Source organism: Rhizobium sp. B21/90, assembly GCF_019355815.1.
Lineage (GTDB): Bacteria > Pseudomonadota > Alphaproteobacteria > Rhizobiales > Rhizobiaceae > Rhizobium > Rhizobium rhododendri.
Genome location: NZ_CP072163.1, coordinates 58685 through 72030, shown reverse-complemented (window position 1 = coordinate 72030; position 13346 = coordinate 58685). Strand labels below are relative to the sequence as shown.

At 59.7% G+C, this 13346-nt stretch carries 12 protein-coding genes and 1 pseudogene; all 13 read right to left on the bottom strand.

All coding sequences use genetic code 11. The features are described from left to right. Positions 1-4 precede the first annotated feature (4 nt). Complete coding sequence (locus J5278_RS30990; protein ID WP_257623450.1) at positions 5-139, bottom strand: hypothetical protein; 135 nt, start codon at positions 137-139, stop codon at positions 5-7. 609 nt (positions 140-748) lie between these two features. Further along, positions 749-1336: a hypothetical protein gene (locus tag J5278_RS18600; protein WP_142831785.1), complete on the bottom strand. Its 588-nt coding sequence runs from the start codon at positions 1334-1336 to the stop codon at positions 749-751. Positions 1337-1363: 27 nt separating this feature from the next. Continuing rightward, positions 1364-1966, bottom strand: coding sequence for a hypothetical protein (locus tag J5278_RS18595; protein ID WP_142831786.1), 603 nt, complete (start codon positions 1964-1966; stop codon positions 1364-1366). A 141-nt stretch (positions 1967-2107) separates the two neighbouring features. Then, entirely contained in the window at positions 2108-2518 is a 411-nt protein-coding gene (locus tag J5278_RS18590) for a SyrB-like regulator (protein ID WP_142831787.1), read from the bottom strand. 167 nt (positions 2519-2685) lie between these two features. Further along, positions 2686-2977: pseudogene (locus J5278_RS18585) on the bottom strand (integrase core domain-containing protein); the annotation flags it as partial. A gap of 396 nt (positions 2978-3373) precedes the next feature. Next, entirely contained in the window at positions 3374-5743 is a 2370-nt protein-coding gene (locus J5278_RS18580) for a glycoside hydrolase family 3 C-terminal domain-containing protein (protein ID WP_142831788.1), read from the bottom strand. 51 nt (positions 5744-5794) lie between these two features. Beyond that, the gene (locus J5278_RS18575; protein ID WP_142831789.1) at positions 5795-6277 is read right to left on the bottom strand and encodes a MarR family winged helix-turn-helix transcriptional regulator; all 483 of its coding nucleotides are present in this window, start codon (positions 6275-6277) and stop codon (positions 5795-5797) included. Between the two features lie 55 nt (positions 6278-6332). Next, positions 6333-6932, bottom strand: coding sequence for a cysteine hydrolase family protein (locus tag J5278_RS18570; RefSeq protein ID WP_142831790.1), 600 nt, complete (start codon positions 6930-6932; stop codon positions 6333-6335). After that, positions 6932-7981, bottom strand: a complete 1050-nt coding sequence (locus J5278_RS18565) for an ABC transporter ATP-binding protein (RefSeq protein WP_142831791.1) — start codon at positions 7979-7981, stop codon at positions 6932-6934. Before J5278_RS18565 ends, J5278_RS18570 begins: the two co-directional genes overlap by 1 nt. Further along, complete coding sequence (locus J5278_RS18560) at positions 7968-8747, bottom strand: ABC transporter permease (protein ID WP_142831792.1); 780 nt, start codon at positions 8745-8747, stop codon at positions 7968-7970. The genes J5278_RS18565 and J5278_RS18560 overlap by 14 nt, the downstream gene beginning before the upstream one ends. A gap of 14 nt (positions 8748-8761) precedes the next feature. Further along, positions 8762-9676: an ABC transporter permease gene (locus J5278_RS18555; protein ID WP_142831793.1), complete on the bottom strand. Its 915-nt coding sequence runs from the start codon at positions 9674-9676 to the stop codon at positions 8762-8764. After that, entirely contained in the window at positions 9666-10742 is a 1077-nt protein-coding gene (locus J5278_RS18550) for a PotD/PotF family extracellular solute-binding protein (RefSeq protein ID WP_209185958.1), read from the bottom strand. The genes J5278_RS18555 and J5278_RS18550 overlap by 11 nt, the downstream gene beginning before the upstream one ends. A gap of 347 nt (positions 10743-11089) precedes the next feature. Beyond that, positions 11090-13345, bottom strand: coding sequence for a trehalase family glycosidase (locus J5278_RS18545; RefSeq protein WP_142831795.1), 2256 nt, complete (start codon positions 13343-13345; stop codon positions 11090-11092). Between the last annotated feature and the right edge of the window lies 1 nt (position 13346).

Genomic DNA, 13346 nt, shown 5'->3' with positions numbered 1-13346 from the left:
CGATCTACCGATCCATCTTGGCCCACTCGATCTTGCCGGCCGTGTTGCCGATGAGACTTGTGCGGATCGCCATATCCTGCTTGTCTATTGCACGATCGACATGATGTCGGTCGACGCCATGGCTCCGTGCATGTTTCAAGACCTCCGCCCGGCAGGCCATGGCGTGCTCGACATCGACCATTTCGCGCGTCGAAAACCGCGGAAGGGCGATCTCCCCGTCGCCAAGTCAGTCCGCGTCGCTTGCAACTCGATGAGAACAGGCGGTCCATCAAGGACGCAAACGCGTTTTGAAATGCTACCGGATCCTTGTTGATAGTTAATCAGGATCCCACGCGACTACTGCCTTGGCCAGCCCCGGCTTACCGGCCTTTAGCGGCTTCTTAGAAGGCGGCTAGGCATCGAGTTAGACTCGTGCGCGTGGGGATCGTGATTTTCGTCCTGACGCTCTCATCGGCCGTAACAGTGAAGGTTATGTTTTCGTTATCGCAAATTTCTCCATAAACTTTTTGGGCAGCGGTTGCTTCATCATCCGCCTCGACTAGCGCGGTGTAGGAGACCAGGAAATACGGCATTCATCATCCTTGAAACCTGCTTTGATGGATAAGCGTAGGCAGAATCGTGGGTCGCTACCGTCTGTATCTACTACCTCCCGAGCCGGCGAGAGCAATGGCTCGATCGCTGTCACAGCGGCGGGTGCTTGAAGACCATTTCCCTAATGCGCCAAACAAGACTGCACTGCGACACGGTCTCAATTTGCCCGTGAGGCGATCCCAAAACGTTCCAACATCTGCCTAAGCTGTGCATTCTGGTGCCTCAGTTGTTCCGCGAGGAGCCGCTTCAGGCGGAGGTTTTCGGCAGAAAGCAATGCCAAGTCATCGGAGTGGGTCTCGACTACGTCGACCGCCATCGCGACAGAAGGCGCTGCGATTGCATCCTTGGCAACAGACCTCCGACGTGTGTAACGACGCTTAAGCGCCTTTACTGTCTGGCGTGTCGGCTCACTGGCCGGCACCTTCACGACCTGACTATTATTTGGAACCGCATCTTGATGATTTCGCTCAATCTGGTCGGAATCGATTGCCGGCAACAGACTGTGCGTTTCTCCACCGACCTTGCTGACATCGGCGACTTCGATCTGCTTTTCCAGGTCGGTTGGCAGGTTCTCACAACTGATCGGGGTTTCCGAGTTGGCGTTGTGCAGAAACGGCAGGGTTGCCTCGGTATCTCTCACCAGAGCCGCGAAATCGGTGTTGCCCCAGATGGATTTCGGCTGTGTTTTTAGTCGCCGGCGTGCCGATTTGATTTCGACGACGAAACTGCGCTGCTGTGTTCTCATATTTTTCTCTGACTGTGGTCTACGTACTCAGGAGCGTTCGAAGCGCTTGAGCATTTCTCTGAGCTGGGCATTTTGAATACGTAGCTTTTGCGCCAGCAGATCCTTGAGGTGTTTGATGTCTTCATCCAGGCTTGTCGGGGTCTCAAAAAAAGGGTCCGCGGTCGAAGATGCGGCATTAATGGGCAAGTCCGCGATGGCACCAGGAATTTCATCTGGCGAGCCGACGCGGACTTTCGTTGCGGACTTCAACCTCGCCTGCCGAAGCTTCGGCGACTGTGCAGCAGCCTCTACCTCTAGCCGCTCTTCTAACAGATCGGAGTTGGACTGCGCTTTCTCCTTAGTCACCTCGGCCTTAGCTGTTTCGGGGTAGTCCAATTTCAGATCGGGCGTCTCAGGAACGATTTCGTTCTCAATCGCCGCCAGCGCCGGTGCTAGGTCTTCATGCTTGCCCTCGTTCACTTGCACGGTTCCAGAGATTGCCTCCTGGGACGAGAGCAGGATAGTCGCAGTTGGCCGCAGTTCTATTTCGACAAGCTTTTGAGCGCTGTCAGGCGCGCCTGCTTCGTTTGCTGTCTCGGAGGATTTTTGCCGAGACAGCAGCTGCGCTAGATATTTCCAAGGTGGTTTCATAGGACTTCTTTCTGAGCCGCAGATGTGACAATTCTGACAGCTCCGTCCCGGCTCGAAATCGAGCCAAGATATTTTAAAAGCTAAGATATTTGATGGTTACGGAGATAGATTGCGCGAACAGCGAGCAAAGTTGAAGCGAGATCAAACGCCGAGGCGCTTGCGCAGATCAGCATTTTCAGCGCGCAACTTTTCGGCCAAGGCGTGACGAAGTTTCTTGTTGTCTTCCTCAAGCTGAAGAAGATCAGCCATGTCATCACTAGCGGTGAGAGGTGCTGGCGGTGTTGCCGGCTGCCTGACAGGCTTGGGATTTGCTGGACCCTTGGCCTCTGTCTTCGTCGTCGCAGCGGATACGGTAGTTGTCCCGCGCACTGGTCCGCCTTCAGCCTTGCCAATCCGCATCTGGCGGACCTTCGGTGTCTTTGCAGCTGTAGCGGCTTCAATTTCGGCCTTAGAACGACGAGGCGCGCGCTGTTTTTTAGATTTAGGCGCTTCTGGCGGAGCATCCGGTGCTACAACATCAATCTGCGCGCCTGTTTCGGTTTCGTCAGTCATTGCTATCTCCATGAGCGGGTGAGATTCTTTTCGACTTCAGAACGGCTGGTGTCAACAGAACTGCACTTCATTACCGTCTGTTTCAATCAATGAGGCAGAAATCTAGCGAAATTTCGCATCTGCAGAATTGCTTCACAAGGGGTGGTAGGCCGCGATTGCATCCTGGCTTAAGGGACATCTTGCTTCTTTAGGTAGGTTTGATGGATTGGATTAATCGTGAACCTCCGCGGCTCGGTTGTCCAGATTTTGCAGATGAATTCGTATGGCGTAAGGCCTCGAAGGGCCTTTAGTCGTCGGCCAAAGTTGTAGGCATCGATGAAGTCCATGAGATGATGACGTAGCTGATCGTGGTTGTCGTAGTGGAAGCGTTTCATCCTTGATGGTACGGTTCATCCGCTCGACTTGGCCGTTGGTCCATGGATGTCGAGGTTTGGTCAGCCGATGTTCTATTTCGAGATCAGCACAGGCCAACTCGAACGGATGGCAGCGAAATGGCAGATTGTCCCGGCGCATGGCGTTGATATCTTCAGGCGTCCAGCCATCATCGGTTGGGTCTAGACGTGCCCGTCTGATTAAGGCTCTACAGCCAGTGGATTACTGCCAGGCCATCCGGCCTCCGGTCTCGATTTCGGTGATGTGGCGATCGCGTATCAATGGTTCTAACGCTGATTAGGAGCTTTGAACTGCCGTCTTGGGCGGCGGAATAATGACCTCCACAGTCTCGCCAAAGCGTGTTGCCATAAGATCGCGGGTTGACGATTAGGCACATCGTAATGGCCATGTCAGAGTACTTCCGCTGACCACCTCGAGAAGGGCCGCTGTTGGGACAACATGCCTGCTCGCATAGCCGCCTCATTAAACGCCGGTTTTGGGCACCTCCAGTTCGCCCTCATTCAACGCCGTGAAGAGTGCCTCGATATCTGCTTCGGCGATTTCGTCGCCGATGTACCAACTCAACGTGTCATAGAAGCCGAGGAACGATCCGTCGAGCTTGTTCAGGAGCGCAGTGGCATTTGGCTCGGACATATCGAGTTTTGCCATCAGCAGTGCCGTCAGCGCCGGGGAGGCTTTTGCGTTTGCAAAGACAAGCGACGGTGGCGATAGCGTCGATAGCGGCACCGGGGGAAAGGTCTCGGAGACGCAGCCAAGGCGGCATTCCAGGCGGATGTCGCGGGAGGACGCGGCTGCTTCGATCACAAAGGCCTCCGCTTCGAGCACCCAAGTGCCGCGGGAAACATCGAAATACTGGAAATCGCGCGGGGCGAGCGGCAGGGCCACAACGGTGACCTCGCCGGGGTGGAGCGCGATCTTTGCAAATGCCTTGAGTTCCCGGATGGGCCGCCTGAGGCCCGGCTTTACGGGGCGGACGTATAGCTGGACGATCTCCTTGCCGACAACTGATCCCGAATTGCGGATGGTGATGCTGGCCGTACAAGTCATCGAGGGACCGATGTCCTGTCTGTCCAGCACCATCTCCTCGTAGGAAAATTGGGTGTAGCTCATGCCATGGCCGAACGGGAAAAGCGGCGGCATGGCCTTGAGGTCATAGAAGCGGTAGCCGACGAATGTTCCTTCGCTGTAGAGATGCCGACTATTTTCGCCGGGGTAGGTGTGCCAGCCGGGGATATCCTCCAGGCGCGCAGGCATTGTCGTCGTCAGTTTCCCGCACGGATTTTGTTCGCCGAACAGCACCCGCGAAACGGCCTCGCCGCCGCCCTGTCCGGGGTAGAAGCAGGCAAGAATGGCATCGACGCGATCGAGCCACGGCATCTCGACCGCATCCGGCATGGTGAGAACGACGATGACCTTCCGTCGGGCATCGGCGAGGGCGCGGATGAGTTGGTCATGGCCGGCGGCCAGTCTGAGGCTGTCGCGATCGTTGCCCTCTCCATTGCGGGCCTTCTCGTTCTCGGCAAAGACGATGACCACCTGGGCCGAAGAGGCGGCCGCGAGGACGGCCTGCGTTGCAAACCCCAGCGTCGCGTCCTCCGCCCCCGGAAAGGCAACGTGACGCACCGTCAGATCAGGGGAAGCACGCGCGGCGATTTGCGTGAACGGGCTGTCGACCCGAAATGGGTTGGTCGTCGCGGAGCCCGATCCCTGGATCGTCGGAAGTAGGGCGCCGTCCCCGACGACCAGTATATCGCCGGAAGCGGTCGCATCGAGTGGTAGGGTCTGATGCTCGTTGCGCAGCAGCACGATGGATTCTGCGGCGATCTGGCGGGCGAGGGCATGGTGGAGATCGAGGTCCGCCGGCACAGCCGGCTGTGCGCCAGCTTGGCAATGATGGGCGAGGCCGATAACCCGCGCGCAGGCCTCGTCGAGTCTGGATTCGTCGACTTTTCCAGCCTCGATGGCGGCGAGAAGGCGGGCCTTGCGGGGCTTGCTTTCCGGCATGTCGAGGTCGCTGCCGGCTACCAGAGATGCGGGCCGGTCCTTGATGGCGTGCCAGTCGGACAAGACGAGGCCATCATAGCCCCATTCGTCGCGCAGCACGTGCTGCAAAAGCCAGGGGTTCTCCGCGGCCTGGACGCCATTGACCGGGTTATAGGCGCTCATGACCGTCCACGGGGCGCTTTTTGCGATCGCCCGTTCGAAACCCGCGAGATAGATTTCCCGCAAGGCTCGCTCGTCCACGTCGGAACTGGTCGTCGTCCGCTCGATCTCGGAATTATTGCAGGCGAAGTGCTTCAGCGATGCGCCGATGCCATTGTCCTGCAAGCCGGAAATCAGGGCGGCGGCAAGCTCGCCATTGATCACCGGATCTTCCGAGTAATATTCATAAGCCCGTCCGGCAAGCGGCGTGCGCCGCGTGTTGATGCCGGGGCCGAGGAGGAGATGGATGCCGAGGCTTCGGCATTCGCGCGCCAGTGCCTCGCCCATCCGGTAGAGCAGGTCGAGGTCCCAGGAGCAGCCGACAAGGTTTCCGTTGGGAAAACAGGTCGCAGGGCGTGTCGTGCCGAACATGCCGGCTGTGTCGTCGGCTTGCTGGTTCACCACATCCAGAAATGCGGCAAGGCCATTCTCCGCGTCGTCGCCGGCATCGATCTGTGTCGTCGAGTAGCGAACGCCATAGGTTCCATCGGTCATCAGGATGGATTTTATCCCCAGCCTGTCGATTGCAGCTGTCCTCCAGAGGCCGCAGCCGCTGACGAGCTCGACCTTCTCTGCCGGCGTCATCGCCGCGACCAGCGAGCGGATTTCCTTTTCGTCAGCGGGAGACATGGCGGATTTTCCTTTGTCGGCATGCTGGAGGGAAGGACCGCGCGAGTCCCGTCAACAGATCTTCTGGAGCAGTTCCATCAGCATCATGCGTTCTGCGGCCGTCAGCGGGCCAAGGGTCTGCTGCGAGATCTCCAGCGCGATGGAAAGATTGCGCTCGACCATAGCCCGGCCTTCTTCGGTCAGCGTCAGCACGAGACGCCGCGCATCCGCCGCGTCAGGCGCCGTATGCACCAGGCCGCGCTTCACGAGTCGGTCGACGACGCCCTTGATGGTCGCCATGTCCATCGCCGTCTCGCGGCCGAGATTGCCCTGCGAGCAAGGTTGCAGGTCCTTGAGCTTGACGAGCGCCGCCCACTGGGTGGTCGTCAGCTTCTCGGCGATCAGGTTGGCGAAAATCGACACGTGGCGCTGGTTGGCCTGGCGCAGGAAGAAGCCGATCTGCTCGCCCAGCGTATACTGCGCCTGGTCGCGTTTCGCCGCTGGCGCTGCTGTACCGTCCGATTCCCGGGCGTTGCCCTTGAGTGGAATGTCCATCTTCTCTCTCAACCTGGCTCATGGCTGCCGAAAGTCGGCGACCCATGAAAAGCCGTCATGCGGACCACCAATCCAGAATGGCGTCCGTCGTCAAAATTTCAATCTGCTCCGAGAACCTCGGCGCCAGCCGCGTCAGCACCATTTCATGGGCGACCATGTCGCCGCTGGCTAGGGCATCGCTGGCAAGGATCACCTTGTATCCGAGGTCCACGGCATCGAGCGCGCTGGCATAGACGCACACATCCGTCTCGACACCGGTGAAGACGATCGTATCTATACCCTGTGCATCCAGGCGCTCCACGAAGCCCGGAGTCTCGAAGACAGAATAGGTCTTCTTGTCGACGATCGAACCCGGCCGTGCCAGCGACGCCAGCGGCGCGACGAGGTCCAGCATTGCCGGATCGAGTTCGTCCAGCGTCACTGCCTTCCAACGCTCGTAGTAGCTCTGCCATTGTCCCCTCGCATCCGCCGGCTGTTGGGGCACGACGAACCGGGCGAATACCGTCCTGTCCGGCTGCGCTTCGGCAAGCTTCGACACATTCGGCACGATGGCGGCGAGGCCAGGCGTGAACCAGGCCGTCTCTTCGGCAAAGAGCCGTTGCATGTCGATGATGAAAAGCGACACGTTGCCGGACAGCGGCGCGCCCGTCATCATCAATCCAGTACGCTGACGGTGTGTTCCGGCGACCAGTTCAGTGTCACCGTATCGCCTTCGCTGAGCAAGGTGCCGTCCCTGTTTTGCACGAAGAGCTTGAGAGGGATGCCATCGGCTGTTTCCAGCAGATAGGAAAGCACCGCTCCGGCATAGATCACCGTCGTGATGCGTGCCGTCAGGTTGTTGCCTTCGCCATTGCCGGCGGCAATGAACATCTTCTCGGGGCGGACTGCCAGCGTCGCCTTGGTGCCGTTGGCCGGCAGGGGGCTGGCGCTGCGCACAATTGTGCCATCCGGGAGCTTAACTCCGCCGTCCTCGACGGTTCCGGTGAGGAAGTTGGAATCGCCCAGGAACTCCGCGGCAAAGCGCGTCAGCGGCTTTTCGTAGACAGCGTCGGGCGCGCCGATCTGGATGATGCGGCCCTTGTCGAGGATGGCGACCTTGTCGGACAGGGTCAGGGCTTCCTCTTGGTCGTGGGTGACGAAAATTGTCGTAAGCCCGCTCTCGCGCTGGATGCGCAGCAGTTCGACCTGCATCTCCTGGCGAAGCCTGCGGTCGAGCGCTGACAGCGGCTCGTCGAGCAGCAGCACGCTCGGCTTGATGACAATGGCGCGTGCCAGCGCAACACGCTGCTGCTGGCCGCCGGAGAGCTGCTTCGGCATGCGGTTGGCAAAACCGGGCAGGCGCACCATGTCGAGGGCGCGATTGACTTCTTTGCGCGCCACCGCACCCTTGATGCCGCGGCGCTCGAGACCGAAAGCCACGTTTTGGGCGATCGTCATGTGCGGAAACAGCGCGTAGGACTGAAACATCATGCCAATGTTGCGTCCCCAGACGGGCACGTTTGTGACATCCTTGCTGCCGATGGTCACGACCCCCTGGTCGGGCTTGATGAAGCCGGCGATGATGCGCAGGAGCGTCGTCTTGCCGGAGCCGGACGGTCCGAGAAGGCTGGTGAACGAGCCCTCCGGGAATTCGGTGGTGATATCGGCGAGAACAGGCGTTGTGCCGTAGGTCTTGGCAACGGAATGGACGTTAACGTTTGTCACTTGTGTCTCCGGGCTTGGCGAAGCGCGCAAAAATCAGGATCACGGTCATCGAACCGAGAAGAAGAACAGTCGAGATCGCATTGATTTCAGGGGTGAAGCCCTTGCGGATCGAGGAGTAAATCTGAACCGGCAATGTTGTGAAGCCGGGTGTTGCGAGGAAATAAGAGATCACGAACTGGTCGAGCGAGACCGCGAAGGCGAACAGGGCAGCCCCCAGGATGCTGGGATAGAGCAGCGGCAGGGTCACCGAGAAGAAGGCATGGACGGGCGTGGAGCCCAGGCTCATGGCGGCCTCCTCGAGGTCGGCCCGGATCGTCCGGAAGCCCGTTCCGACCACCAGCACCACATAGGGGATGGCAAGGGCGACATGGCCGATGATGATCGCATGCATGCCGCGACCGATACCGGTCCAGTAGAAGAAGATGAGCATGGCCGTGCCGGTGATCAGCCACGGAATGGCGATCGGCGGCAGCAGCATGATCTGCAGGAAGCTTTTGCCGCGGAACGTGCTGCGCGATAGGGCAACCGATGCCATCGTGCCGAGCGTGGTCGCCAAAATAGCGGTGATGACGGCGATGATGATACTGTTCATGCCTGCGGTCAGCAGGATGCTGTTGTTCCAGAGCGCCTCATACCAGCGGGTGGAGAAGGTGAAGGGCAGTTCGTAGAGCGGCGAGGCGTTGAAGCCCATGGCCATCATCACGAGGATCGGAGTGTAGAGGAAGACAAGGATGGCGATCAGATAGAAACGGCCAAGCGATTTCATTCGGTGTCTCCTCCCTAGGCTGTGGTGCCGCGGCGCAGGACGCCCGAGAACGTTGCAAAGATAGCCAGCACGACGGCAAGCAGCGTGAAAGACAACGCGGCGCCAAGCGGCCAGTTGAAGGCCTGCGTAAACTGGTCCTCGATGACCGTGCCCATCGTCACGCCGACGCGGCCACCGAGAATGCGAGGTTCCATGAAGGACCCGATCACCGGAATGAAGGTCAGCACGGCGCCCGAGACAAGGCCGGGTGCTGCCATAGGCACGAGGATCTTGAAGAGAATGGTCCACCAGCGCGCACCGAGACTGGAGGCAGCCTCGATGATCGCCTCATCGATAGTCACCAGCGCGATGTAGCAGGTGAGGATCATGTAGGGCAGGTAGCCATGTACCAGGCCGACGACGATCGCGTAACGACTGTAGAGAAAGCCGATCGAGCCGGCCTCGGGAAAGACGATGTGGAACAGCGTGTCGAGGAAGCCGTTCTCGCGCAGCACCATCGTCCAGGAAAAGACGCGAACCAAACCGTTGGTCCAGAACGGCAGGAGGATGAGGATCAGCAGCATTTCGCGCGTCTTGCCGAAGGTGGAGCGGGTGAGCGCGACAGCCGCCAGAAAACCGATCACGGCGCAGGAAAGCGTCGTCCAGAAGCCGATCAGCAGCGACGTGACAGCAATGCCGACCAGATAGGGCTGGTCGATGAAGGCCCGGTACTGTTTCAGGGTGAAGACGATTGGCGCCTTGCCCATCGGAGTGGCCGACATGAAGCTGAAGACCAGCATGGTCAGCAACGGCAGGAAAACAGCGAGGGTCAGCCAGCCATAGGTCGGCATCAGCAGGGCCGTCGTCGAAACCCAGGATGGAAGGGCGCGTCTTGAGCGCAGACCCGAGGGTCTGCGCTCCGACGTCAGTGTACCGGTCTCATTCCGCATAGAAGGCTTTCACTTCCTGCCACAGGTTGTTGAATGCTTCGCGGCGATCATCCGGGAGAGCCGACATGATGCCCATGGTCTTGAGGTATTCCGGCTTGTGAACCTGGCGGCTCAGGTCGTCGGCCGGAAGAGCGGCCAGTGCTGCCGAGTTGGACGATGCCGGCGCGCCGACCTTGGTCGCCCATTCAAGGTGGAAGGTCGGGTCGATCAGCCAGTTTGCGAAGGCCAATGCGCCTTCCGCATTCGGCGCGGATGCCGGAATGCCGAGACCGTCCACCCAGCCGATGCCGCCTTCCTTGGGAACGACGAAATCTACAGGCAGCTTCGAATTGCGCTTTGAGCGCACGGAGCCACCCGACCAGAACAGCGAGAGGTCGAATTCCTTGGCTGCGAACGACTTGTTCCACTGGTCTTCCGTCGACCAAAGCAGCTTTACGTTCGGCTTGATGGACTTCAGCGCATCGCGGACGGCGCCTAGATCCTTGGGATTGTTAATGTCCTGGCCGGTCATCAGCGCGCCGGCGGCAACGCAGATGATCGCGTCGTCGTCCATGGCAACGCGGCCCTTGTAGGCCGGATCAGCCAAGACCTTGTAGCTGTCCGGAACAGGCATGCCGTCACGGATCGCCAGCGAGGTCATGCCCCAGACCCACGGAACCGCATAGCCCTTGCCGTCCTTCAGGAAGTTGACGTTTGAGCGGAGGTTGGGATCGATCGTGGCGGCGTTCGGAACCTTGCTGAAATCGATCGGCTGCAGCAGATCTTCCGCCGTTGCCTGCGCGCAGCGGGCGGCGTTCAGGATGACCATGTCGTAGGCGCCCGGATTGGTGCGCAGCTTGGTCAGCATTTCCGATTCCGAACTGTAGTAGTCGTGGACGACTTCGATGCCGGTCTTTTCGGCGAAGGCCTTGATCGACCAAGCTTCGTCGGTGCCGTAGCCCTGCCAGTTTAGAACCGTGATCTTGCCGGCCGAAAAGGCACGGCTCGGCAGGCCCGAGAATGTTGCACCGGCAATCATTGCGCCGGACATTAGCTTCAGCGCGTTGCGTCTTGTGATTTCAGTCATTGTGTAACCCCTCATGAAAATTCTCTGTTTTCAGTGTCCACGGCCGAAGCCGACGACCCAAGCGATATAAAAATCAAAGGCAATTCGCGTTTCACAAAACGCGCCATATGATTTGTATACAAACTAATAAAGGAGAGGCGAACAACCTGGGCATGCGTCTCTGAAGGCAAGCGTCGTCGCAGCGCCGTTCGCAACAGCACCAAAATAACGCAATCAATCAGCCACAGTCAGTAGGATGTCTCCATCACGAGCATAGCGCCCCGATGCGCAGACTTCCGTTCAACCCTCTTGCTCTTTCGGCAGTCTTTTTACTTTGTATGCAAAGTAATATGCGTATTTGTCACATGTCAAGTTCCATCAACTGCCATTGACGCCCGCGCTGTCAAAAAAAAGAGATTCAATTTCCGGCCTAGGGCGCATGGCGAAATTTCGACGCGGACGTCGTCCGCAACCGCCTCGAAAGCGAGCTCCTCGCCACCTAGCCGCGCCGCCACGATGCTGCCGGTAGCGACGTGCGGCAGGCTGATGAAACCGGCGCCATCCACCGGTCCGATCGTGCAGGCAAAACGTGCGTTGCTGAAGGCGATCTGCGACAGGGTGGTCTGGAGATCGGTCGTGAGCGACAGGCGTCCGTCCAGCGTCATCTCCAGCAGGCCGCCGGCAACAGATAGCGACATCATGCCGGAAGGAGACAGCATCGGCCCGATCGAAAGATCGGCACGCGTGTTGTGCAGTGTCCAGCCGGTCCACGGATCGAAGTCGACAATCTCACCGACGGCCATCAGTGGCAGCAAGCCTGCCCAGATATAGAAGGGATCTGTATCGCCCTGGTCCATCGCCTCGCCGGTCACAGCATTGTAGTTTTCCGACGCGATACGGTTCTTGCTCCAGTTCTTCATGAAGAGTTCATAGCTCTGACGCGCGAGCTTGCTTGCCTCGGCCGCAAAACCGTAGCGGCGCAGGCCGAGCCAGACCATGTAGTTGACGTTCGGCCAGATGCGGCCGCGCCAGTATACGTTGTCGGTAAACGCCGGGTCGTCGCGCGTCGCATTCGGCAGGACGTAGTCGCCGCCAAAGGTGCTCTCGTCATTGAGGTGCCCAAGCAGCCGCTCGGCCTGCTCCGGGCTGGCCGCGCCGCACAGGAGGGGATAGAAGCTAGTGGGCGAAAGTGAGCGGACGAAGCCGCCGTGGCGCTGGCGGTTGGCGAATATGCCTCTGCTCTCGTCCCACAGATGCTCCGAGATCAGCTTCCGGCACCGCTCGGCAATCTCTCCGAATTCACGGGCATCGTCATCATTGCCGAGAACCACGGCCATTTTCGCCAGCATTTCGGCATCGAGCACCGCGGCGCAATTCAGCCCCAGATCGAATGTCGACAGGGTGCGGGTGACGGGATCGTAGATGGCCTCGTCATGGGTGGAGGAATTGTCCATGCCGGTCTCGTTGCGCGCGGCAAAATGCGTGCCCTTATAGAGACCTTCGCCGACATCGGATGTGCCGCAGGACAGCAGCCCGAACGTATCGGGATCGCGATGCTCGCGCCACCAGCGTTGATTGCGGGCCAGCGCGTCGTAGCTTGCGGCCAGCAGCGAGCGTTCGCCGGTGCGCTGGTAGAGCTGCCAGGCGACGAGCGCGCCGTTCGGATGCTGACTGCGATCCACCCAGGCATCGTTCGAGGTGACGATGCAGGCGATGTTGCCCTGGGGCGTGGCGCTCGCCATTGCCGTCGCCATGTTCTCGCGCGCCAGATCGGCATCGAAGACGCCGGCGAGCAGTGCCGCAAACAGCTGGTCGTTGTACCAGACTGCAAATTTTCCGAGATTCCAGATGCGTGTCACGGCCGTGTAGGGCCGCGCATTGGTCTCGTCCCAGATCGTGTTCCAGGCAACCACATCGCGGATCGCATCGAGCGATCCTTCATAGTTGCCGTCATGGGCGCTTGAAGCGGCGGCCGCCTTTCCGGCGGCGAGGCAAGCCTCGGCCTTTGCGATGGCAAGCTCCGCACTGTCGGCCACTGCGGCGGCATAGGCGCCCTGGCGCATCATTTCCAGATTGAAGCGCAGGCCGATGACAGGCGCAACGTTCTTCCGGCTCGCGGTGTAGAAATAACCGTTCGCCTCAAAATCGGCCCTGAGCGCCTCTACTGTGTCATGGCCCGTCACATGCACCGGCGCCTCCGCAGTGGCGACTGCCACGAAGCGCGTGCCGATCTTGACGAGGGTAATGCCGCGGACTGCCTCGTAAGTGACCATTTCGCCGCTATCGGCCGAGACTGCCAGCGTCAACCAGAAGCGCAGGCCCCATTCACCCGCAGCCTTGCCCTCCCAGCTGCCGCGAACCGCGAAAGGATCGGCCTTATCGGTCCTGAACGCGACGGTCGTGCCGCTGTGGTCGGTTTCCAGCTCGATCAACGACCCATCGAGCGCGTGGCGGCCCAGGCGCACGGGGTCACGCCGCGGCTCGATGATGGATGTTGTGCGGCTGCGCGTGGAATAGAGAACGGGCGTGATGCGCACGCCGAGCGGCAGGAACACCATTTCTGCGGGTCTGTCTGACCAGCTATTCCAGGCGCGCATCAGGGGAACTGTCGAGTGTTTCAGCATG

What these genes read in the sequence shown, in the direction of transcription:
- J5278_RS18600 (WP_142831785.1), bottom strand. Translation starts at nt 1,336, where the DNA reads ATGAGAACACAGCAGCGCAGTTTCGTCGTCGAAATCAAATCGGCACGC.
- J5278_RS18595 (WP_142831786.1), bottom strand. Translation starts at nt 1,966, where the DNA reads ATGAAACCACCTTGGAAATATCTAGCGCAGCTGCTGTCTCGGCAAAAA.
- J5278_RS18590 (WP_142831787.1), bottom strand. Translation starts at nt 2,518, where the DNA reads ATGACTGACGAAACCGAAACAGGCGCGCAGATTGATGTTGTAGCACCG.
- J5278_RS18580 (WP_142831788.1), bottom strand. Translation starts at nt 5,743, where the DNA reads ATGTCTCCCGCTGACGAAAAGGAAATCCGCTCGCTGGTCGCGGCGATG.
- J5278_RS18575 (WP_142831789.1), bottom strand. Translation starts at nt 6,277, where the DNA reads ATGGACATTCCACTCAAGGGCAACGCCCGGGAATCGGACGGTACAGCA.
- J5278_RS18570 (WP_142831790.1), bottom strand. Translation starts at nt 6,932, where the DNA reads ATGATGACGGGCGCGCCGCTGTCCGGCAACGTGTCGCTTTTCATCATC.
- J5278_RS18560 (WP_142831792.1), bottom strand. Translation starts at nt 8,747, where the DNA reads ATGAAATCGCTTGGCCGTTTCTATCTGATCGCCATCCTTGTCTTCCTC.
- J5278_RS18555 (WP_142831793.1), bottom strand. Translation starts at nt 9,676, where the DNA reads ATGCGGAATGAGACCGGTACACTGACGTCGGAGCGCAGACCCTCGGGT.
- J5278_RS18550 (WP_209185958.1), bottom strand. Translation starts at nt 10,742, where the DNA reads ATGACTGAAATCACAAGACGCAACGCGCTGAAGCTAATGTCCGGCGCA.
- J5278_RS18545 (WP_142831795.1), bottom strand. Translation starts at nt 13,345, where the DNA reads ATGCTGAAACACTCGACAGTTCCCCTGATGCGCGCCTGGAATAGCTGG.